Here is a 20,411-nt window from a genome sequence, read left to right as displayed (position 1 = left end):
AGGATGTGCCCATGAGCAGCAGCCGGTACTCCGACCTCGTGCGACTCCTCCTGCGCCACGGACGGGGCGACCTCTTCGCGGGAGCCCAGCAGGACGACCTCGCCGACGACGCGGACCTCCCGCAGGGGACGACGGAGGGCGCCGAGGCCTTCGCCGCGGACCTCGAGGCGATGGGGCCGACCTACATCAAGCTCGGCCAGCTGCTCTCCACCCGCTTCGACCTGCTGCCACCGGCCTACACCGAGGCGCTGACGCGGCTGCAGGACTCGGTGGAACCGTTCCCCTTCGAGCAGGTCCGCGAGATCGTCGAGGCGGAGCTCGGGGCGCGGATCAAGGACCTCTTCGCCACCTTCGACGAGGAGCCGCTCGCGGCGGCCTCGCTCGGTCAGGTCCACCGGGCGACCACCCGCTCCGGCCGGGACGTCGTCGTCAAGGTGCAGCGGCCCGACGTGCGCGAGACCGTCCGCGGCGACATGGACGCGCTCGACACCATCACCGGCCTCGCGGACAAGCACACGAGCGTCGGCCGCTCCTACGGGCTCAACCAGCTGCTGCGCCAGTTCCGGCGCTCGCTCGTCGACGAGCTCGACTACCGCCGCGAGGCGCGCAACCTGCTGCGCTTCATCGAGCTGACCGAGGAGCACGACCGGCTCGTCGTGCCCGAGCCGGTGCTCCAGCTGACGACGACGCGGGTGCTCACGATGGAGCACATCGAGGGCCGCAAGGTCACCGACCTCGGCCCCCTGGCGCTCATCGACCTCGACGCCCGCCCCCTCGTCGAGCAGCTCTTCCACTGCTACCTGCGGATGATCCTCGACGACGGGGTGCTGCACGCCGACCCGCACCCGGGCAACCTGCTCGTCACCGACGACGGGCGCCTGGCGCTGCTCGACCTCGGGATGGTCGCCACCGTGCCCCAGCGGGTCCAGACGCACGTGACCAAGCTGCTGCTCGCGATCAACGACGGGGAGGGCGAGGAGGCCGCGGCGGTCCTGGCCGACATGGGCCACCCGCTCGAGGACCACGACGCGGGCGCCTTCCGCGACGAGGTGGCGCACCTCGTGAGCGAGGCCGTGGCCAGCGGCTCGGACGTGCAGGCCGGCCGGCTGCTCGTCGAGCTGTCCCGGCTCTCCGGGGTCCACGGCCTGCGGCCGCCCGCCGAGATGGCGATGATCGGCAAGGCTCTGCTCAACCTCGACCAGACGACGACGCACCTCGACCCGGACTTCTCCCCCGCGGAGGCGATCCGGGACAACGTCTCGGACATCTTCGTCTCCTCGCTCAAGGTCTCCCCCGGCGGCCTGCTCACCGCCGCCATCGAGACCAAGGAGTTCACCGCGCAGCTGCCCAAGCGGGCCAACCGCATCCTCGACACCCTCGCCCGCGGCGAGATGCGGCTGCGGGTGGACGCCATCGACGAGCAGCGGCTGCACCTCGTGCTGCAGCGGGTCGCCAACCGGCTGACGCTCGGCCTGATCATCGCGGCGACGATCATCGGCGCGGCGATGATGATGCGCGTCGAGACCGACGTGACGGTCCTCGGGTTCCCGGCGATCGCGATGCTCTTCTTCAGCGTCGCCGTCCTGGCCGCCGTGGCGCTCGGCGTGCACATCGTGCTGACCGACCGGGAGATCGCGCGCAGCCACCCCTCGCGCGACGAGGGCTAGCTAGCCCCAGCGGGAGGCCAGGTCGCGCACGACCATGAGGTTGCGGTTGGTCCACACGCCCATGGCCCGGTCGGCCGCCGCCGGCAGCTTCACCTGGTGGTAGCGGTCCTTGCCGTCGAGCACCAGGTGCACGGCCCGTCCGCGGACGGCGGCGACCTCCCCTTCGTCCTCGTGGGCCAGCAGGGCGACGCCGGCCCGGTCGGGCGCCTCCCGCATCAGCGTCACGTAGTGCGCCGCCACCGCGAAGGGGGCCTGCTGCGCCACCTCTTCCGCGTCCGCCACGACCTGGACGAGCCCCTCCGGCGTGAGGACGATCGTCGGGACCTCGAACCCCCTGTCCGCGAGGAAGGCCGCCTCGAGCGTCGCGGCCACCGCGGCCGTCGAGCGCTGCCGGCTCGTCAGCCGCACGTTGCCGGTGTTGAGGTGCACCGCGACGTCGGTCGCGCCGGTCTCCTCGACGACCCGCTGCACGTCGGCCTTGGGGAACCTGCGCGTGGCGCCGAGGTTGATCGCGCGGAGGAAGGCGATGTAGGTGGCCATGCCCCAGTATCGGTCGGCGTGACCCGGACGCCGTGCGCACCCGCTCGATCCTCGGCCGAGTCGGAGATGTTCCCGAGCTGGGACGCCCCGGCGCCAAAGACGCTAGAATCATGTACATGTCGATGGTTCCCTTGGCCGAGGCTCGCGCCCACCTGTCCCGCATGGTCGACGAGGCCGTGCGGACGCACCAGCGCGTGGAGATCACCCGCAACGGGCGGCGGGAGGCGGTCCTGCTGAGCGCCGAGGACTACGACATCCTCATCGAGACCCTCGACGTCCTCTCCGACGCGGAGCTCGTGCGCGACATCGGCACATCCTTGGATGAGGCACGGCAGGGCGAGGTCCTCAGCACGGCCGAGGTCGTCGAGGCCATGCGCGCTGCCGGGCGAGGCCGGCCCCAGACCTCGCGATGACCTACGAGATCACCTGGTCGAAGCAGTCCCACAGGGCCTTGACCGCGGACCTGCCCGAACCCGTGGCGGCCGCGTGCCTGGAGTTCGCCCTGGGCGCGCTCAGCGACAACCCGCACCGCGTCGGGAAGCCGTTGCGCGCACCGTTGGACGGCCTGCACTCCGCCCGGAGCGGACAGTTCCGGGTGATCTACGAGATCGACGACGAGGTCGTGCGCGTCCACATCGTCACGATCTCCCACCGCAGGGATGCGTACCGGATCTGAGCCCGGCGGAGACCCTCCGATCAGCCGAACATCTCCCGCAGCTGTCGCTTGAGGATCTTGCCGCTCGGGTTCTTGGGCAGCTCGGTGAGGATCTCGACCCGCTTGGGCCGCTTGTACGGCGCGAGGGCCGAGGCGCAGTGCTCCCGGACCGACTCGACGGTCAGGCCGGAGCCCTCCTTCGCGACGACGGTGGCCGTGACGGCCTCGACCCACGTCGCGTCCGGCAGGGCGAAGACGGCGACCTCGGCGACGTCCGGGTGGGCGTAGATCGCCTCCTCGACCTCGCGGGAGGCGACGTTCTCCCCGCCGGTCTTGATCATGTCCTTCTTGCGGTCGACGATCGTGATCCGCCCTTCGTCGTCCGCGACGGCCAGGTCGCCGGAGTGGAACCAGCCACCCACGAAGGCCTCGGCGGTCTTGGCCTCGTTGCGCCAGTACCCGGCGGCGATCTGCGGGCTGCGGTGCACGACCTCGCCGACCTCGCCCACCGGCACCTCGTTGCCGTCGTCGTCGACGAGGCGGGTCTCGACGTTGAGCACGGGCCGCCCGGCGGAGCCGGCGTGGGACAGCTGCTCGTGCGGCGGCAGGATCGTCGCGACGGGAGCGAGCTCGGTCTGCCCGTAGAAGTTCCACAGGTCGACCCCGGGCAGCCGCTGCTGGATCTCCTTGAGCACCTCGACGGGCATGGGCGAGGCGCCGTAGTAGCCCTTGCGCAGGCTCGACAGGTCGGTCGCGTCGAGGTCCGCGTGCCGCAGCAGCCCGATCCACACGGTCGGCGGCGCGAAGTACTTCGTCACCCCGTGCTCGGCGATCTTCGCGAGCACGGTCGCCGGGTCCGGCGCGGGCAGGATGATGCTCGTCGCGCCGAGCATGATGTCCGGCCCGAGGAAGCAGTCGAGCTGCGCGCAGTGGTAGAGCGGCAGGGTGTGCAGGTCGACGTCGTCCCCGCTCATGCCGCCGTCGATGATCGCGCTCAGGTACTCGGCCTGCAGCGCGCGCGAGGTGAGCAGCGCCCCCTTCGGCCGCGACTCCGTGCCCGAGGTGTACATGAGGCGGATCGGGTCGTCGTCCGCGACGACCGGCGGAGTCCAGCCGGAGGAGTCGGTCCCGACGAGATCGGCGAAGGGGGTCCACCCCGAGGCTCCTCCCCCGGAGACGATCCGCGTGGTCACCTCCTGCCCGCTGCCCTCGATCGCGGACTCCGCGGTCCCGACGAACTCGGCCTGCGCGACGAAGGCGACCGGCTCGCTGTCACCGAGGATCCAGCCGACCTCGTCGGCGGTGAGCATGAAGTTGATCGGCACGAGGATCGCGCCGAGCCGCGCCGCACCCCAGGCGATCGCGACGAAGTCGGCGCTGTTGCGGCTGAGCAGGGCGACCCGGTCGCCCTGCGTCACCCCGCGCTCTGCCAGACCGGCGGCCACGGAGGTCACGACCTCGTCGAGCTCGCGAAAGCTCCACCGGGTGTCCCCGTCGATGATCGCGATCTTGTCGCGGTGGCGGGCAGCGCTGCGGCGCAACACCTCTGCGAGTCCGTTGGCGCGGGCGATGTCCATCTCCGTCGATGTCATGCCCGCAGTCTGCCTCGCCGGGCTCAGGCGCGGAAGGTCTGCCCCGTGAGGCGTTCGTACGCCTCGACGTACTTCGCCCGCGTCTGCTCGACGACGTCGTCCGGCAGGGCCGGCGGGGCCTCGCCCGAGGCCTTGTCCCAGCCCGAGGCCGGTGAGGTGAGCCAGTCCCGGACGAACTGCTTGTCGTAGCTCGGCTGCGGGTGCCCTGGCTCCCACTGGTCGGCGGGCCAGAAGCGCGAGGAGTCGGGCGTGAGGACCTCGTCGGCGAGGACGACGTCGTCGCCGCGCATGCCGAACTCGACCTTGGTGTCGGCGAGGATGATGCCCCGGTCGGTCGCGATCTCGTTGCCGCGCTGGAGGATCCGCACCGTCAGGTCGCGCACGCGGGCCGCCAGGTCCTCGCCGATCTCGGCCACGACCCCCGCGTACGGGATCGGCTCGTCGTGCTCGCCGACGGGCGCCTTGGTCGACGGGGTGAAGATCGGCTCCGGCAGGCGCGAACCGTCGACGAGGCCCTCGGGCAGCGCGATCCCGGAGACGGCACCGGTCGAGCGGTACTCGTTCAGGCCCCCACCCGTGAGGTAGGCACGCGCCACGCACTCGACGGGCAGCATCTCGAGGCGCTCGACGAGGACGGCGCGCCCGGCGACCGCGGCCGGCACGTCCGTGGAGACGACGTGGTGCGGCACGAGGTCGGCGAGCCGGTCGAACCACCACAGCGACATCTGGGTGAGCACGACGCCCTTGTCGGGGATCGGGGTGTCGAGCACGAAGTCGTACGCCGACATCCGGTCGCTCGCGACGAGCAGCAGCTGGTCCGCGCGCGGGGCGCCGTCGGCCCCGAGCGGCGCGTAGAGATCGCGGACCTTGCCCGAGTAGACGTGGGCGTAACCGGGCAGCTGCAGGGGTACCTCGCTCATGGGGTCATCCTCGCAGGCGGCCTCAGGGACCGTCGCGGCGCTCGGCCACCTTCATCTCCGCCTCGTACAGGTGCCGCTTGCCCTCGACGAGCGCCTCGCGTGCCGCGGCCTCGGCGGCACGGAAGGGCTCGTAGTACAGGGCGTCGTACTCCTCGACGATCTGGTAGCTCCAGCGGTCCGGGAGCACGTTGCGCCCCACGAGGTCGGTCTGGAGGCCCTCGGCGATCTCGGCGTGACCGGCCTCGCGCAGGAGGCGCACGGCCTCCTGGAGGGTCAGGTCGGCGGTGCCGCACCGACGGTGGAAGGCGTAGAGGTGCCCTCGGGTCTCCTCGACGACCTCGAGGGCCTCGGACAGCTTGCCGAGCGCCTCGACCGTCTGGTCGTTGACGCCGTCCGGTCTGCGGTGTGCTTCGTCCATGGACCACACCTACCCCGTCGGGCGACCGGCACGCCCACCGACGAGGGGATCAGGCGTGGATCTCGCCCCGCGCGGCGCGCAGCGCGATGTCGGTGCGGTGGTGGCCGCCCTCGAGCTCGATCTGCGCGACCGCCGCGTAGGCGCGCTCGCGGGCCTGCACGAGGTCGTCGCCCAGCGCGACGACGGACAGCACCCTCCCGCCCGCCGAGACGAGCTCCCCGGCGTCGTCGCAGGCGGTGCCGGCGTGCAGCACGTGGACGTGCTCAGCGAGCTCGCCGAAGGTCAGCTCCTCGAGCCCCCCGATCGCGACCCCGGTGCGGGGCGAGGCCGGGTAGCCCTCGGCCGCGATGACGACCGTGACGGCCGACTGCGGGCTCCAGCGCAGCGGGTCGTGGTCGTCGAGGCTGCCGTCCGCGGCCGCCGCGAGGAGCACGGCCAGCGGCGACTCCAGACGGGCCAGGACGGACTGGGTCTCGGGGTCACCGAAGCGCACGTTGAACTCGATGACCCTCGGGCCGCGAGAGGTCAGCGCCAGGCCGACGTACAGCACCCCGACGAAGGGGGTCCCCCGCCGGGCCATCTCCTCCACGACCGGCTGGGCCACCCGGGCCACGACGTCCTCGACGAGCCCGTCCGGGGCCCACGCCAGCGGGCTGTAGGCCCCCATGCCGCCGGTGTTGGGACCCTCGTCGCCGTCGAAGATCCGCTTGAAGTCCTGGGCGAGGTCGAGCGGGACCACCGTGGTGCCGTCGCAGATGCAGAAGAGGCTCGCCTCGGGGCCGTCGAGGAACTCCTCGATGACCACCTGCGCGTCCTCCCCCTTCGCCAGGCAGGCCAGGCCGTGCCGCATGGCAGCGGCGCGGTCCTCGGTGACGACGACCCCCTTGCCGGCCGCCAGCCCGTCGTCCTTGACGACGTAGGGGGCACCGAAGGAGTCGAGCGCCTCGGCGAGCTGCTCCTCGGTCGTGCAGACGTGGGCCATGGCGGTCGGCACCTCAGCGGCGGCCATGACCTCCTTGGCGTAGGCCTTGCTGCCCTCGAGGCGCGCTGCCTCGGCGCCCGGGCCGAAGCAGCGGATGCCGGCCTCGCGCAGCGCATCTGCCACGCCCGCGACGAGCGGGGCCTCGGGTCCGACGACGACGAGGTCGACCTCGTGCCGGCGGGCCAGCTCGACGACCGCGCCCGGGTCGGTGGGGTCGACCGGCTCGTTGAGTGCCAGCACGTCCGTGCCGGGGTTGCCTGGCGCGGCGATGACCGCGTCCACCGTGGGGTCGAGGGTGAGGGCGCGGACGAGGGCGTGCTCGCGGGCGCCGGAGCCGATGACGAGAACCTTCACGGGGCGAGCCTACGGCCCTTCGAGACGGCCGCGGACGGCCTCCTCAGGGAGCACGAGCAAAGACGGCCGCGGACGGCCTCCTGCGGATGCCCGGACATGAAAGTGGGGCGCAGCTCTCGGCAGGCAGGGGGTATCTGCCGTGAGCTGCGCCCCGGGTCGCGGGTCCAGACATCAGGGGGGACACCGACCGCGCGACCGTCGGCCGAAGCCGACCTCCAGATAGTGACACTTCGTTGAGGTTGAAATCAAGACGGGAATGATGAGACTTGTCGAGGCGCTCTCCGAGCGGACACCCAGACGGTCACGGGAGGTCACCGAGCGGCCCGCCCGACCCCGTAGACTCGCACTTTCGCCCGAACCGGAGGGGAGCAGCTCGACCCGTGACCGACACCCACGTCGACGCCGTCGCTGCGGAGATCGCCACTGAGCAGCAGCACCTGGACCGCGTCTACACGGAACTGACCAAGGCCGGAAAGCGTGCCGATCTCGTCGCCGTCGACGGCATGTCCCGCGGCCGCACCGACCGCACCGGTGACGTACGCGACGAGGAGATGTCCGGGCTCTTCGAGCGCGACGCCCTCGTCTTCAACGCCGCCCGCCGGGTCGCACACCTCGAGCACCAGCACGAGGGCCTCGTCTTCGGCCGGCTCGACCTCGACCACGCCGGGCAGGAGGCGGACCCCGACCGGGAGATCCGCTACATCGGTCGCCTCGGGGTCCGCGACGACGACTACGAGCCGCTCGTCATCGACTGGCGCGCCCCCGCCGCCTCCCCCTTCTACCGGGCGACCCCCGGCGACAACCACGGCGTCATCCGCCGTCGGGTGCTGCGCTGCCGCGGCGAGCGGGTCGTCGGCGTCGAGGACGACCTCATGGTCCCCGTTGCCCCCGACGACATGGTCGTCGTCGGTGACGGTGCGCTGCTCGCGGCGCTGACCCGCAGCCGCGGCCAGCAGATGCGCGACATCGTCGCGACGATCCAGACCCACCAGGACGAGGCGATCCGGGCCACCGACCGTGGCATCACCGAGATCAGCGGCGGCCCCGGGACGGGCAAGACCGTCGTCGCGCTGCACCGCGCCGCCTACCTGCTCTACGCCAACCGACGCCGCTACGAGAGCGGCGGCATCCTCGTCATCGGACCGTCGTCGGCGTACACCGCGTACATCGAGCGGGTCCTCCCTTCGCTCGGCGAGGACTCGGTCACCCTGCGCTCGGTGGGTGACATCGTCGACGTCATCACCGCCATCCGCCACGACCCGCCGTCCACCGCCGCGACCAAGGGCTCGCTGCAGATGCGCACGGTCCTGTCGCGGCTCGCGGCGCGCGCCGTCCCGGGCGCCCCGACGAGCCTGCGCGCCATGGTCAACGGCCTGCCCTTCCACCTCGACGAGCGTGCCCTCGCCGACATCCGCCGCAAGGCGCTGCGCGACCGCACCCGCAACCAAGCGACCCGGTTCGCCCGCGAGCTGCTCGCCGAGGCCGCGTGGAAGCAGGTGCGCCACGGGGACCGCGACGAGTTCATGGACGCCTTCGACGAGTCGCTGGCCATCGACGACTTCGTCGCCGCCTGGTGGCCCCAGGTCGACCCGCGCGAGGCCCTGCTCTGGCTCGAGGACACCGAGCTGGCCTACGAGGTCTGCCGCTCCGTCCTCAGCCAGGGCGACGCCGCGGACCTCGCGCACGCCGCCCGCGAGACGCTGCGCCTCGGCACGTGGAGCGTCTCCGACGTCGCCCTCGTCGACGAGCTGTCGGTCCGCGTCGGCCAGGTCGAGGCACCCGAGCAGGAGGAGCGCTCCTTCTACGAGATCGAGGAGCTCGACGGCGTCGAGGAGCTGCAGGCGATGGGCTCGGCGATCCGCGCGCCCGAGGTCGAGCACGAGCTCACCCCGACCACCGCCCGCGAGCGCCTGCTCGTCGGCACGGTGGGCCGTCCCGGTGAGTACGCGCACGTGCTCGTCGACGAGGCCCAGGACCTCTCCCCCATGCAGTGGCGGATGATCGGCCGTCGTGGCCGGCGTGCCTCGTGGACCGTCGTCGGCGACGTCGCGCAGGCCTCCTGGCCGGACGTTGCCGAGGCCGAGCGGGCGCGTGACGAGGCCTACGGCACCCAGCCGCGGCAGTCCTTCCACATGACGACCAACTACCGCAACGCGCAGGAGATCTTCGACTACGCGCGCGAGGTCATCCTGCCCGTGGTCCCGGACGCGGACATCCCCGATGCGGTGCGCGAGACGGGCGTACGCCCGGTCGAGCTCACCTTCGGCGACGCGCTCGACGACTCACGACCCGACGTCGCCACCCTCGCGGCGCAGGCTCTCTCGGACCTCGCCGCGGAGGTCGACGGGTCCATCGCGGTCATCGCGCCCCAGCGGCACGCGGCGGCGCTCCTGCCGCTCGACGGCTCGCACGGGGGTCGCGTCGTCGTCATCGACCCGCTGTCGACCAAGGGCCTGGAGTGGGACGCGACGCTCGTCGTCGACCCCGACGCCATCGTCGCGGAGTCGCCCGGCGGGGCCCGTGTGCTCTACGTCGTGCTCACCCGCGCGGCGCACCGGATGACGGTGCTGCGCCCGACCGACTGACGCCTGGCTCAGGCGGGCTCGTCGTGGAAGCGGCGCAGCGCCGAGACGAGCAGCTGCTCTCGCGGGCGTCCCCACCACCGCGAGTCCTGCAGGGCCGCGCGGGCCGCGAGGTACCCGCACCCGCCGTGCACGCCGCCGCCGGGGTGGGAGGCCGCGCTGCCCAGGTAGAGGCCCGCGACGTGCGTGCGGGGCCCACCCAGACCGGTCACCGGTCGCCAGATCGCCTGCTGGAAGAGCTGCTGGGTCCCGCCGCCCACCGCGCCGTGGCCGAGGTTGGCGTCCGCCGCCTCCAGGTCCTGCGGGCCCTGCACCCAGCGGCCGACCTCGTGGGCGGACCAGCCCGGCGCGAGGGCGTCGAGCATCTCCTCGCACCCGGCGACGGTCGCCGCGACCGCGGCGGGGTCGTCGTACCGGTCGCGCGGGAGGTGGGTGTAGAGCCACAGCGCCTCGGTACCGGCGGGTGAGCGCGACGGGTCGATCGTCGTCATCTGCCCGACGAGGGCGAAGGGGGCCCCAGGCACCTCTCCCGCCTCCAGGTCCGCGGACCACCGGACGAGTCCCGGCACGTCGTGGCCGACGTGCAGGACGCCGGCGCCGCGCGCTGCGGGCGAGGACCAGGGCATCGGCGCGTCGAGGCGCAGGTTGAGCTTGACCGTCGGCAGGTCCCAGGTGAACCGCCGCAGTCGGCGACGCAGCCCCTGCGGCACGTCGTCGGTGTCGAGCAGGTCCTCGTAGAGTGCCTGCGCGCTCGTGTCCGCCACGACGGCCCGTCGCGTGCGCACCCGGCGGCCGCCGTCGAGCTCGACCCCGTGCACCCGCCCTCCGGAGACGACGACCCGCTCGACCGAGGTGCCGGTCTCGATCCGGGCGCCCGCGCCCTCGGCACGACGCCGGAGCGCCTCGGCGAGCCGGCCGGTGCCTCCGCGCGGCGAGGGGAAGCCCACCTCCTGGCACAGCATCGTCATGAGCCAGCCGTACAGGCCGCTGCCCGGAGCGGTCGGTGGGATGTCGGCGTGCATCGCGTTGCCCGCGAGCAGCTGCCCGGCCCCCGTGCCGCCGAAGCCCTCGCGCGCCAGCTGGGTCACCGGCAGCACGGCGAGCCGCGCGAGGTCCGGCGCCTCGCGCACTCCGAGCCGGGCGACCAGGCGGGCGACGTCCTTCACCGGGGGCCAGCGGGTGAGCAGCGCGGCGAGGAGCGGCTCGCGCACGCGCTGCCACTGCTCGACCATCTCGAGCCAGGCGGCCCCGTCGCCCGGGTGCTCCCGCTCGAGGTCCGCAGCGGTGTCCTGCGGGTCCGCGTGGAGGGCGACGCCCCCTTCGCCGGGACCGGAGAGGTGGGCGAGCGGTCGCGGCGCGTGGCGCCACTCCAGCCCGTGTGCCTCGAGGTCCAGCTCGCGAAGCACCGGCGAGGCCAGCGCGAGCGGGTGGCAGGCGCTGAACTCGTCCTCGGTCCAGCCCCCGTCGCTGCGGCTCGAGACCGCCCCGCCGACCTGCGCACGCTCCTCGACGACGAGCACGTCCCAGCCGGAGTCCGCGAGGTACGCGGCGGTGACGAGGCCGTGGTGGCCCGCACCGATGACGACGGCGTCGACGGTCTCCATGCGTCAGGCCCTCTCGACCCGGGTCTCCCGCTCGGCCAGCAGGCACAGGCGGTGCAGGGCCTCACGATTGCGGACCCGCAGCCCGGCCTGGCGCACCGGCCGGGGCACCAGGGCCGCGAGTCCGCCCGATGCGTCCTCGCGCATCGTGACGACGGTGCCCCGCGGGCCGGGGCCCACCTCGAGCTCGACGACCTGGGTGCCGAAGGGCCGCACCCGCGCCTCCAGCACCATGCGCAGGCACTCCGGGTCGTGCTCGAGGACCGACGTCGTGTCGTCACGCACGACCGGCCAGACGCCGATCGAGTGGTGCAGCTGAGCTCCGGCAGCCGGCCAGGAGTCGTCGACGGAGCGCACGCGGGAGGCCCCGACGACCCAGGCGCCGTAGGTCCAGGCGTCCTCGATCACCGCCCACACCCGCTCGGGGGACGCACTCGTCGTCCACCGCACCGGTTCGGACCCGGACAGGTCGTGGTCTGTGGCGTCGTCGGCACCCATGGGCGCGCCTCCTCGGGTCTGGGGCAGGTCGGACGGGTTCCCCCTACCCCGAAGGCCCCCGGAGCAATCGCTCCGGGGGCCGCGGGTGGAGTGAGTGGTCAGCCGCTCTTGCGGCGGAACATCTGCTGGGTCGCACTGGTCTCGGCGCGGTGCTCGTCCTCGACCTTGCCGTGCGCCCCGTTCGGCGAGACATTGGCTCCGCCGTGCGCCTGCTTCTTCTCCAGCGCCTCCCGGAACTTCGCCTTCACGTCCTCGGGAGCGCTCTCGTGGTTGCTCATGGGACCTCCCTTCGCTCGGGGCCGGGACCGCGACCGCGGGCCCGTGCACCCACCATGGTGCACGCGGGCCTCGCTGGCAACGGCATTTGGCCGGACGAAGGGGGGCTCAGGCGTCGAGCAACGGGTGCCGCGGGATGATCTCCTCGCGCGCCGGGCCGACCCCGATGGCCGAGACCCGCGCCCCGACGAGCTCCTCGACCCGCAGCACGTAGGCCTGGGCGTTGGCGGGCAGCTCCTCGAAGGTGCGGCAGTGGGTGATGTCCTCCCACCAGCCGTCGAGGTACTCGTAGATCGGCTTCGCGTGGTGCACGTCGGACTGGTTGACGGGCATCTGCTCGACCCGCTCGCCGTCGATCTCGTAGGCGACGCAGATCGGCACGCGCTCCAGCCCCGTGAGGACGTCGAGCTTGGTGACGACGAAGTCCGTGACGCCGTTGATGCGGGTGGCGTAGCGCCCGACGACCACGTCGAGCCAGCCGCACCGGCGCGGCCGGCCGGTCGTCGTGCCGTACTCGTGGCCGGTCTTGCGCAGGAACTCGCCGTCGTCGTCGAAGAGCTCGGTCGGGAAGGGCCCCTCGCCCACGCGTGTCGAGTACGCCTTGAGGATCGCGATGACGCGGCTCACGCGGGTCGGCGGGATGCCCGACCCGGTGCACGCACCGCCGGCGGTCGCCGAGGACGAGGTGACGAAGGGGTAGGTGCCGTGGTCGACGTCGAGCAGGGTCGCCTGACCGGCCTCGAGGAGCACGTTCTTGCCGGCGTCGAGCGCCTGCTCGAGCTCGAGGGTGGTGTCGGCGACCATGGGCCGCAGCCGGTCGGCGTAGGAGAGCAGCTCGTCGACGACGGCGTCGACGTCGGCGGCGCGCGTGTTGTAGACCTTGGCGAGGATCTGGTTCTTGAGGTCCAGGGCGGCCTCGACCTTCTGCCGCAGGATCCCCTCGTCGAAGATGTCCTGCACCCGGATGCCGACGCGGTTCATCTTGTCGGCGTAGGTCGGGCCGATGCCACGGCCCGTGGTGCCGATCTTGCGCTTGCCGAGGAAGCGCTCGGTGACCTTGTCGAGCGTGCGGTTGTACGGCGCGATGATGTGCGCGTTGGCGCTGATGAGCAGCCTGGAGGTGTCCACCCCGCGCTCGTCGAGCCCGTCGAGCTCCTGGAAGAGGACCTCGAGGTCGATGACCACGCCGTTGCCGATGACCGGCACGACGCTCGGGGTGAGGATGCCCGAGGGCAGCAGGTGCAGGGCGTACTTCTCACCGTCGATGACGACGGTGTGACCCGCGTTGTTGCCACCGTTGAACTTCACGACGTAGTCGACGTCGTTGCCCATCAGGTCGGTGGCCTTGCCCTTGCCCTCGTCGCCCCACTGGGCGCCGACCAGCACGATCGCCGGCATCGGTCCTCCTCGCCCGCACCAGGTGCGGGTCTCGACAGCAGTCCAGCCACGGGCGCGCCCGTGGCTGCTCCCCCTCACTCTACCGAGCGGGCCCCGACAGCCGACCGTCGCGCTCCAGCGCTGCGCCCAGCTGGAAGCGCGTGGCGACGCCGTAGCGGTCCATGAGTGCGGCCACCCGGCGGCGCACGGTGCGCAGACCGACGTGGAGCGAGCGGGCGATCATCTCGTCCTTGGCCCCGAGCATGAGCATGTGCAGCAGCGCCTCGTCGGCGTCGGCATCGGCGGCCTCGATGACCGGTGCGTGCGACCACAGCAGCTCGAACCACGCCCGGAAGTGGTGCACGAGCGCGGGGTTGCGGATCAGGACGTAGTTGGACGTGGGGTCGGCCCACGTGGCGAGGGTGAGGACGGCCTCCTCCCCCAGGACGCAGAATGCGGACTCGACGAGGTCGGACACCCGCTGCAGCTGTCCGGCGGTCCGGCCGGCGGCCAGCTCGGCGCTGGAGATCTCGCTCTCGAGGACGATCGGGTGGACGAGCGTGCGCTGCACCTGCCCGGCCATCGCCCGGTCGCGCTCGTGGCGCGTGCTGGTCTCCTCGCGACCCGCCCCCGGCTCGATGTCGGTGACGACGTTGTCGACGCGCGCGACCTGGCTGGCGATGCGGTCGATGATCGGCGCGGCGACGTCCTGCGTGAGCACCTGCACACCGGGGTCGTCGCCGAGGTCGATGTTGTGCATCCGGGCCCGCAGCGTGATGAGGAGGTCACCGATGTCGGTGAGCCGCTCGCGGGCCTCCTCGACGCGGATGGTGTCTGCGGCGAGGTAGCGCTCGAGGCGGCGCAGCGGCTCGTCGTCGGGTGCCGCGGTCGGGGACATGCGTGGCATGTTAGTGCCAGTGGCCGTCGGGTGCCGGGATCACGTGGACGAATGGTGCAAACTGTGATCAGTGCGGGGGCGCCGCACACGAAATCAGGGGACTTCTCAGCGGCGCCTCCCGCCGGATGCTCCGGGCTGCGGGACACCGGACCGACACGCAGGGCGTCACGACCACGGTCGTGACGCCCTTCGTGTGTCCCGGGTTAGCCGAGCAGCGCGCGGGCCGCCTCCAGCGAGGAGTCGCTGAGGAAGGTACGGCAGCGCAGCTCCTCGTCGGCCTCACCGATCTCGCCGGCGGCCTGGGCCAGCGCGGCGAGGGAGCGCAGGAAGCCGCGGTTGGGCACATGGGCCCACGGCACCGGCCCCTGCCCCTTCCAGCCCGAGCGGCGCAGCGCGTCGAGACCGCGGTGGTAGCCGGTCCGCGCGTAGGCGTAGGCCTCGATCGAGCGGCCGCCGTCGAGCGCGGTCTCGGCGAGGACGGCCCACGGCAGGGAGGACGAAGGGAGGTCCGCCGCCACCTTCGCCGCGTCCTCGCCCCCGTCGATCCGCGCCGCGGCGGGGTCCTCGGGCAGCTTGGTCTCAGGGATGCCGAGCAGGTTGTCCATCAGGCCTTCACCGACGTCCCGGCCGAGCGGAGGTTCTCGCAGGCCTCGACGACGCGGGCGGCCATCGACGCCTCGGCCTCCTTGCCCCACGCGCGGGGGTCGTACTGCTTCTTGTTGCCGACCTCGCCGTCGATCTTCAGCACGCCCGTGTAGTTCTCGAGCATCCAGCCGGCGACCGGGCGGGTGAAGGCGTACTGCGTGTCGGTGTCGACGTTCATCTTGACGACGCCGAAGTCGACCGCGTCGCTGATCTCCTGGGCGCTCGAGCCCGAGCCACCGTGGAAGACGAGGTCGAGCGGGTGCTCGCCGTGGTCGCTGCCGTACTTCGCGACGATCGCGTCCTGGCACTGCTTCAGGATCTCGGGGCGCAGCTTGACGTTGCCCGGCTTGTAGACGCCGTGGACGTTGCCGAAGGTGAGGGCCGTCATGTAGCGACCCTTCTCACCGAGACCGAGGGCCTCGACGGTCGCGAGCGCGTCCTCGGGGGTCGTGTACAGCTGCTCGTTGATCTCGTTGGCGACCCCGTCCTCCTCGCCGCCGACGACACCGATCTCGACCTCGAGGATGATGTCGGCCGCCCTGGCCAGCTCGAGCAGCTCCTGGGCGATCTGCAGGTTCTCGGCCAGCGGCACCGCCGACCCGTCCCACATGTGCGACTGGAAGATCGGCAGCCCGGTGGCGTCCCGCCGCTCCTTGCTCGCGGCGAGCAGCGGACGGACGAACCCGTCGAGCTTGTCCTTGGGGCAGTGGTCGGTGTGCAGGGCGATGTTGACGTCGTAGTTCTTCGCCACCTCCTGCGCGTAGGCCGCGAGCGCGAGCGAGCCGGTGACCATGTCCTTGATGGTCGGGCCGGACAGGTACTCGCCACCACCGGTGGACACCTGGACGATGCCGTCGCTGCCGGCCTCGGCGAAGCCGCGGATGGCGGCGTTGAGGGTCTGGCTCGAGGTGACGTTGATGGCCGGGTAGGCGAAGGACCCGGCCTTCGCGCGGTCGAGCATGTCTCGATAGACGTCGGGGGTTGCGATGGGCATGGCGGTGGGCCTCCTGGCACGGCTCGGTGGTCGTCCTGCTGATCCTCGCAGATCCGCCCGGCGCCCGGCCAAGGGTCACCGCCGTTACGCCCGGGTAGCTCCGCGCGTCAGGGAGCGAGACGGCCGGGATGCGGTCAGCGCGACGCCTGCCAGGCGATGATCCGGTCGAGCGCCTCGGCGATGGCCTCCGGGCCGGCGGCGAGGGACAGCCGCACGCAGCGCGACCCGATCACCGGGTCGAAGTCCCCGCCGGGCGTCACCGCGACACCGGTCGCCTCGAGCAGCGCGGCCGCGTACTCGCCGGAGTCGGCGAAGCCCGCGAGCGCGTCACCGAGCTCGGCCCAGTAGTAGAAGGCGCCGTCCGCGGGCGCCGCCGCGCCCCACCCGAGCTCGGGGGCACGCTGGAGCAGCACCTCGCGCGCCCGCGCGAACTGCAGCCGCGCGGCCTCGCCCTCCGCGTACGTCTCCTCGGCGAAGGCCGCGACCGCCGCCTCCTGCGCCGCGGCGGGCGGGCACAGCGCGATGTTGCCCGCGAGGGCGTCGACGGCCGACCGCAGGTCCTGCGGCACGAGCAGCCAGCCCAGTCGCCACCCCGTCATCCCCCAGTACTTGCTGAAGGACGAGACGACGATCGCGTGCTCGTCGACCTCCCGGGCGCTCACCCCCTTCGCGTCCGGGCCCTCGCCGTACGTCACGCCGTGGTAGATCTCGTCGCTCACGAGGCGGACGCCGTGGGCGCTGCACCAGGCGGCGATCGCGGTGAGCTCGCCGCGGTCGACCATCGTGCCCGTCGGGTTCGCCGGCGAGGCGAGGACGAGGCCGGCGAGCGGGGCCTGCGCGTGGACGGCCTCGAGCTGCGCGACGGTCGGCTGGTAGCGCTCCGTGGGGCCGGTCGCGATGTCGACGACCTCGCAGCCGAGCGCCTCGAGGATGTTGCGGTACGCCGGGTAGCCGGGGCGGGCCAGCGCGACGCGCTCGCCGTGGTCGAAGGCCGCGAGGAAGGCCAGGACGAAGCCACCGGAGCTCCCGGTCGTCACGGCGACCTCGGCCGGGTCGACGTCGAGGCCGTACCAGCGGGAGTAGTGGCCCGCGATCGCGGCCCGGAGGGGGGTCGTGCCGAGCGCCGGCGTGTACCCGAGGGGCCGTGCCTCCGCGTGGATCCGGGCCGCCGCCACCTGCACCGCGCTCGGCGCGCCCTGGCTCGGCTCGCCGGCGCAGAGGGAGACGACCTCCCTTCCCTCAGCTCGCATCCGCGCGACGGTGGCGAGCACGTCCATGACCTCGAAGGGGGCAACCGCGGACCGGGCGGACGGGGCGAAGGGGGTGTCACGGCTGTCCATGGGGTCCATCCTCACACTGCCCTTCGGGACGGTCGCTGCGCGACCTCCTCAGGGAGCGAGGGAGGACGCAGGGTGTGTGCGGGCGCCTTCGGATGTAGTGTGCCCCGGCCACACCAACCGGAGAGGACCTCGTCGTGTCCGAGACGACCTACCAGCTCATCGCCATCGGCGTGTACTTCACCGCGATGCTCGCGATCGGCTACTACGCCTACACCCGCACCCGCAACATCGACGGGTACATGCTCGCCGAGCGCGGCCTGCACCCGGCCGTCGCGGCCCTGTCCGCCAACGCCGCCGACATGTCCGGCTGGCTGCTCATGGGCCTGCCCGGTGCCATCTACGCCTCCGGCCTCATCGAGAGCTGGATCGCCATCGGCCTGACGATCGGCGCGTGGCTCAACTGGAAGTTCGTCGCGCCCCGCCTGCGCGCCTACACCGAGATCGCCGGCGACTCGATCACCATCCCGAGCTACTTCGGGCGCCGCCTGCGCGACCGGACCAACCTGCTGCGCATCGTCGCGGCGGTCGTCATCCTCGCCTTCTTCACCTTCTACGTCTCCTCCGGCATGGTCGCCGCGGGCAAGTTCTTCGAGAGCTCCTTCGGCTGGACCTACCTGCACGGCGTGCTCCTCGTCGCCGCGGTCACGCTGGCCTACACGCTCTTCGGCGGCTTCCTCGGGGCGACCCTCACCGACGTCGCGCAGGGCCTGCTGATGTTCGCCGCGCTCGTCGCCGTCCCCTTCGTCGCGCTCTTCGAGGTCGGCTCGCCGGGCGAGATCGCCGACGGTGCCCGTGCCGTCAACCCGGACGTGTTCAACCTGTTCGCCGGCGACGAGGGCACCGGCCTGCTCGTCCTCGCGATCATCTCGACGGCCGCGTGGGGCCTGGGCTACTTCGGCCAGCCGCACATCATCGTGCGGTTCATGGCGCTGCGCACCCCTGCCGACGCGCACTACGGCCGGATCGTCAGCACCACCTGGATGATCATCACGGCGCTCGGCGCGATCACCACCGCGATCATCGGTGTCGCCTACTTCAACGGTGCCGACCCGGCGAAGCAGATCGAGGACCCCGAGACCGTCTTCCTCCTGCTGGCGCAGATCTTCTTCCACCCCCTCGTCGCCGGCTTCGTGCTCGCCGCCGTCCTCGCCGCGATCATGTCGACGATGTCGAGCCAGCTCGTCGTCTGCTCCTCCGCCCTCGTCGAGGACCTGGTCAACCTCACCGGGCGCAAGGCCTCGGACAAGGCGCTGCTCCTCTACGGCCGGGTCGGCGTGCTCGTCGTCGCGCTCGTCGGCCTCGTCCTCGCCCTCGACCCCGACTCGGCGATCCTCGAGCTCGTCGCCTTCGCGTGGGCCGGCTTCGGTGCCGCCTTCGGCCCGATCGTCCTGCTCTCGCTCTACTGGCGGCGCCTCACGGCCACCGGCGCCCTCGCCGGCATGGTCGTCGGCGCGGTCACGGTCTTCGTCTGGGGCAACATCGACAGCCTGAGCGACCGGATGTACGAGATCGTCCCCGGCTTCCTGCTCAACCTGCTCGTCACGGTCGCCGTCTCGCTCGCCAAGCCGTCCACGGACCCGGAGATCCAGGCCGAGTTCGACAGCATGGAGCGCGAGCTCGGCGCCTCCCGCGGGGACATCGACCTCGCCGCGACCAGGTAGCGCCCGACCGCAGGGTCAGCCCTCGCCGGGTACCTGACCGAAGGTGTGCCGCCGCACCCACGCGTGCATCGCGATGGCTGCGGCGGCACCTGCGTTCATCGAGCGCGTCGAGCCGAACTGGCTGATCGCCAGGACCACGTCGCAGGCAGCGAGCATCTCCGGGCTGATGCCGGGGCCCTCCTGCCCGAGGACGAGGACGCACCCGCGCGGCAGGTCGTGGGTCTCGATCGGGACCGATCCCGGCACGTTGTCGATGCCGATGACGGGAAGGGGGGTCCCTCCTTCGCCCGCAGTGCTCGCCCAGGCGAGGAAGGACGGGACGTCGGGGTGGTGGTGCTCGACCTGGTAGCGGTCCGTGACCATCGCGCCGCGACGGTTCCACCGCCGCTTGCCGACGATGTGGAAGGCGGCCGCCCCCAACGCGTTGGCGGTGCGCACCACCGAGCCGATGTTGAAGTCGTGCTCCCAGTTCTCGATCGCGACGTGGAAGGCGTGGCGCCGCGTGGCCAGGTCCGCGGTGATCGCGTCGTGCGACCAGTAGCGGTACCGGTCCTCGACGTTGCGCCGGTCGCCCTCGCGGAGCAGCTGCGGGTCGAGGCGCTCGTCCTGCGGCCAGTCACCCTCCCACGGCCCGACCCCGTGGTTCACAGGGTGCGCGAAGGGAGCGCCCGTAGCCTTGGCATGATCATCCGGGGTGCCCACGGGGCCCCACCGTAGACGCCACCCTCGGAAGGGCCGCATGAACACCATCGTCCAGTGGGTCCTCGACCTCATGGACAGCATCGGGGGGCCCGGCATCGCGCTCGGGATCTTCCTCGAGAACATCTTCCCGCCGATCCCGAGCGAGGTGATCCTGCCCCTGGCCGGTTTCACCGCCGCGCAGGGCCGGTACTCCGTCGTCGAGGCGATCCTCTGGGCGACGCTGGGCTCGGTCACGGGCGCGCTGCTGCTGTACGGGCTGGGCGCCGCGCTGGGCATGGACCGGCTGCGGGGCATCGCGCGCCGGATGCCGCTCGTCGACGTCGCGGACATCGACAAGACCGACGCGTGGTTCTCCAGGCACGGGGCCAAGGCGGTCTTCTTCGGGCGCTTCGTGCCGGGCATCCGCAGCCTCATCTCGATCCCGGCCGGCATCGACCGGATGCCGCTGGCGAAGTTCGTCGGCTACACGAGCGCCGGGTCGCTCATCTGGAACAGCCTCTTCGTGTGGATCGGGTTCCAGCTCGGCGACCGCTACGAGCTCGTCGAGCGGTACATGGACCCGATCAGCAAGGTCGTCTACGCGCTCATCGTCCTGACCGCCGTCGGTGTGCTCGTGTGGATGGTCCGCCGCTCGCTGCGCCGCAGCCACGACCCCGACGACCACATCGAGCTCGAAAAGCGGTAGTGCGCGCTCGGGTGCCGGCCCTAG

At 72.1% G+C, this 20,411-nt stretch carries 20 protein-coding genes; 6 read left to right on the top strand and 14 right to left on the bottom strand.

Annotation, left to right across the window (positions count from 1 at the left end; all coding sequences use genetic code 11):
* The first annotated feature begins 11 nt into the window (after window positions 1–11).
* A complete protein-coding gene (locus V3C34_RS03700) occupies window positions 12–1,667 on the top strand; it encodes an ABC1 kinase family protein (protein WP_068424975.1) in 1,656 nt (551 codons plus the stop codon).
* Here the strand turns inward: V3C34_RS03700 and V3C34_RS03695 are convergent, their stop codons facing one another.
* On the bottom strand, window positions 1,668–2,207 hold the full coding sequence (locus V3C34_RS03695) for a DUF1697 domain-containing protein (protein ID WP_346008114.1): 540 nt from the start codon (window positions 2,205–2,207) through the stop codon (window positions 1,668–1,670).
* 116 nt (window positions 2,208–2,323) lie between these two features.
* Between V3C34_RS03695 and V3C34_RS03690 the strand changes: the two genes are divergently transcribed.
* Complete coding sequence (locus tag V3C34_RS03690; protein ID WP_082817237.1) at window positions 2,324–2,620, top strand: type II toxin-antitoxin system Phd/YefM family antitoxin; 297 nt, start codon at window positions 2,324–2,326, stop codon at window positions 2,618–2,620.
* The gene (locus V3C34_RS03685) at window positions 2,617–2,883 is read left to right on the top strand and encodes a type II toxin-antitoxin system RelE/ParE family toxin (RefSeq protein ID WP_346008113.1); all 267 of its coding nucleotides are present in this window, start codon (window positions 2,617–2,619) and stop codon (window positions 2,881–2,883) included. The genes V3C34_RS03690 and V3C34_RS03685 overlap by 4 nt, the downstream gene beginning before the upstream one ends.
* A 20-nt stretch (window positions 2,884–2,903) precedes the next feature.
* On the opposite strand, the gene V3C34_RS03680 is transcribed toward V3C34_RS03685, so the two are convergent.
* Genes V3C34_RS03680 through purD form a run of 4 tightly spaced genes read right to left on the bottom strand, consistent with a single transcriptional unit; the run spans window position 2,904 to window position 7,128 of the window.
* The gene (locus V3C34_RS03680) at window positions 2,904–4,454 is read right to left on the bottom strand and encodes a fatty acyl-CoA synthetase (RefSeq protein ID WP_346008112.1); all 1,551 of its coding nucleotides are present in this window, start codon (window positions 4,452–4,454) and stop codon (window positions 2,904–2,906) included.
* 23 nt (window positions 4,455–4,477) lie between these two features.
* The gene (locus V3C34_RS03675; protein ID WP_338538946.1) at window positions 4,478–5,374 is read right to left on the bottom strand and encodes a phosphoribosylaminoimidazolesuccinocarboxamide synthase; all 897 of its coding nucleotides are present in this window, start codon (window positions 5,372–5,374) and stop codon (window positions 4,478–4,480) included.
* A 22-nt stretch (window positions 5,375–5,396) separates the two neighbouring features.
* Window positions 5,397–5,792, bottom strand: coding sequence for a hypothetical protein (locus tag V3C34_RS03670; RefSeq protein WP_346008111.1), 396 nt, complete (start codon window positions 5,790–5,792; stop codon window positions 5,397–5,399).
* Window positions 5,793–5,841: 49 nt separating this feature from the next.
* Entirely contained in the window at window positions 5,842–7,128 is a 1,287-nt protein-coding gene (gene purD / locus V3C34_RS03665; RefSeq protein ID WP_345913585.1) for a phosphoribosylamine--glycine ligase, read from the bottom strand.
* 380 nt (window positions 7,129–7,508) lie between these two features.
* On the opposite strand from purD, the gene V3C34_RS03660 reads away from it, so the two are divergent.
* Window positions 7,509–9,713 carry a HelD family protein gene (locus tag V3C34_RS03660; protein ID WP_068327090.1) on the top strand — a complete coding sequence of 735 codons (2,205 nt, stop codon included), beginning with the start codon at window positions 7,509–7,511 and terminating at the stop codon, window positions 9,711–9,713.
* 8 nt (window positions 9,714–9,721) lie between these two features.
* On the opposite strand, the gene V3C34_RS03655 is transcribed toward V3C34_RS03660, so the two are convergent.
* From V3C34_RS03655 to V3C34_RS03620, 8 genes are all read right to left on the bottom strand, one after another.
* Window positions 9,722–11,314, bottom strand: a complete 1,593-nt coding sequence (locus tag V3C34_RS03655; RefSeq protein ID WP_346008110.1) for an NAD(P)/FAD-dependent oxidoreductase — start codon at window positions 11,312–11,314, stop codon at window positions 9,722–9,724.
* Window positions 11,315–11,317: 3 nt separating this feature from the next.
* Complete coding sequence (locus V3C34_RS03650) at window positions 11,318–11,809, bottom strand: SRPBCC family protein (protein WP_346008109.1); 492 nt, start codon at window positions 11,807–11,809, stop codon at window positions 11,318–11,320.
* Window positions 11,810–11,907: 98 nt separating this feature from the next.
* A complete protein-coding gene (locus V3C34_RS03645) occupies window positions 11,908–12,087 on the bottom strand; it encodes a DUF5302 domain-containing protein (protein WP_346008108.1) in 180 nt (59 codons plus the stop codon).
* Between the two features lie 106 nt (window positions 12,088–12,193).
* The gene (locus tag V3C34_RS03640) at window positions 12,194–13,483 is read right to left on the bottom strand and encodes an adenylosuccinate synthase (RefSeq protein ID WP_068425011.1); all 1,290 of its coding nucleotides are present in this window, start codon (window positions 13,481–13,483) and stop codon (window positions 12,194–12,196) included.
* Between the two features lie 79 nt (window positions 13,484–13,562).
* Window positions 13,563–14,360 carry a hypothetical protein gene (locus tag V3C34_RS03635; protein WP_346008107.1) on the bottom strand — a complete coding sequence of 266 codons (798 nt, stop codon included), beginning with the start codon at window positions 14,358–14,360 and terminating at the stop codon, window positions 13,563–13,565.
* Window positions 14,361–14,563: 203 nt separating this feature from the next.
* Window positions 14,564–14,965: a DUF3151 domain-containing protein gene (locus V3C34_RS03630; RefSeq protein ID WP_068327106.1), complete on the bottom strand. Its 402-nt coding sequence runs from the start codon at window positions 14,963–14,965 to the stop codon at window positions 14,564–14,566.
* Window positions 14,965–15,999, bottom strand: coding sequence for a class II fructose-bisphosphate aldolase (fbaA, locus tag V3C34_RS03625; RefSeq protein ID WP_068327109.1), 1,035 nt, complete (start codon window positions 15,997–15,999; stop codon window positions 14,965–14,967). The genes V3C34_RS03630 and fbaA overlap by 1 nt, the downstream gene beginning before the upstream one ends.
* A 134-nt stretch (window positions 16,000–16,133) precedes the next feature.
* The gene (locus V3C34_RS03620) at window positions 16,134–17,339 is read right to left on the bottom strand and encodes a pyridoxal phosphate-dependent aminotransferase (protein WP_068327111.1); all 1,206 of its coding nucleotides are present in this window, start codon (window positions 17,337–17,339) and stop codon (window positions 16,134–16,136) included.
* Window positions 17,340–17,473: 134 nt separating this feature from the next.
* Here V3C34_RS03620 and putP point away from each other — a divergent pair, with 134 nt between their 5' ends.
* Window positions 17,474–19,000, top strand: a complete 1,527-nt coding sequence (gene putP, locus V3C34_RS03615) for a sodium/proline symporter PutP (RefSeq protein ID WP_346008106.1) — start codon at window positions 17,474–17,476, stop codon at window positions 18,998–19,000.
* A 15-nt stretch (window positions 19,001–19,015) separates the two neighbouring features.
* Here putP and V3C34_RS03610 read toward each other — a convergent pair whose 3' ends face one another.
* Window positions 19,016–19,648, bottom strand: a complete 633-nt coding sequence (locus V3C34_RS03610) for a TrmH family RNA methyltransferase (protein ID WP_346008105.1) — start codon at window positions 19,646–19,648, stop codon at window positions 19,016–19,018.
* 91 nt (window positions 19,649–19,739) lie between these two features.
* Here V3C34_RS03610 and V3C34_RS03605 point away from each other — a divergent pair, with 91 nt between their 5' ends.
* Window positions 19,740–20,387: a DedA family protein gene (locus V3C34_RS03605; protein WP_346008104.1), complete on the top strand. Its 648-nt coding sequence runs from the start codon at window positions 19,740–19,742 to the stop codon at window positions 20,385–20,387.
* The last annotated feature ends 24 nt before the right edge of the window (window positions 20,388–20,411 follow it).

Source organism: Janibacter terrae, from assembly GCF_039636765.1.
GTDB classification, from domain to species: Bacteria; Actinomycetota; Actinomycetes; order Actinomycetales; family Dermatophilaceae; genus Janibacter; species Janibacter terrae.
Note: the sequence above shows the minus strand (reverse complement) of the source record. Positions and strands in the feature narration are given on the sequence as shown.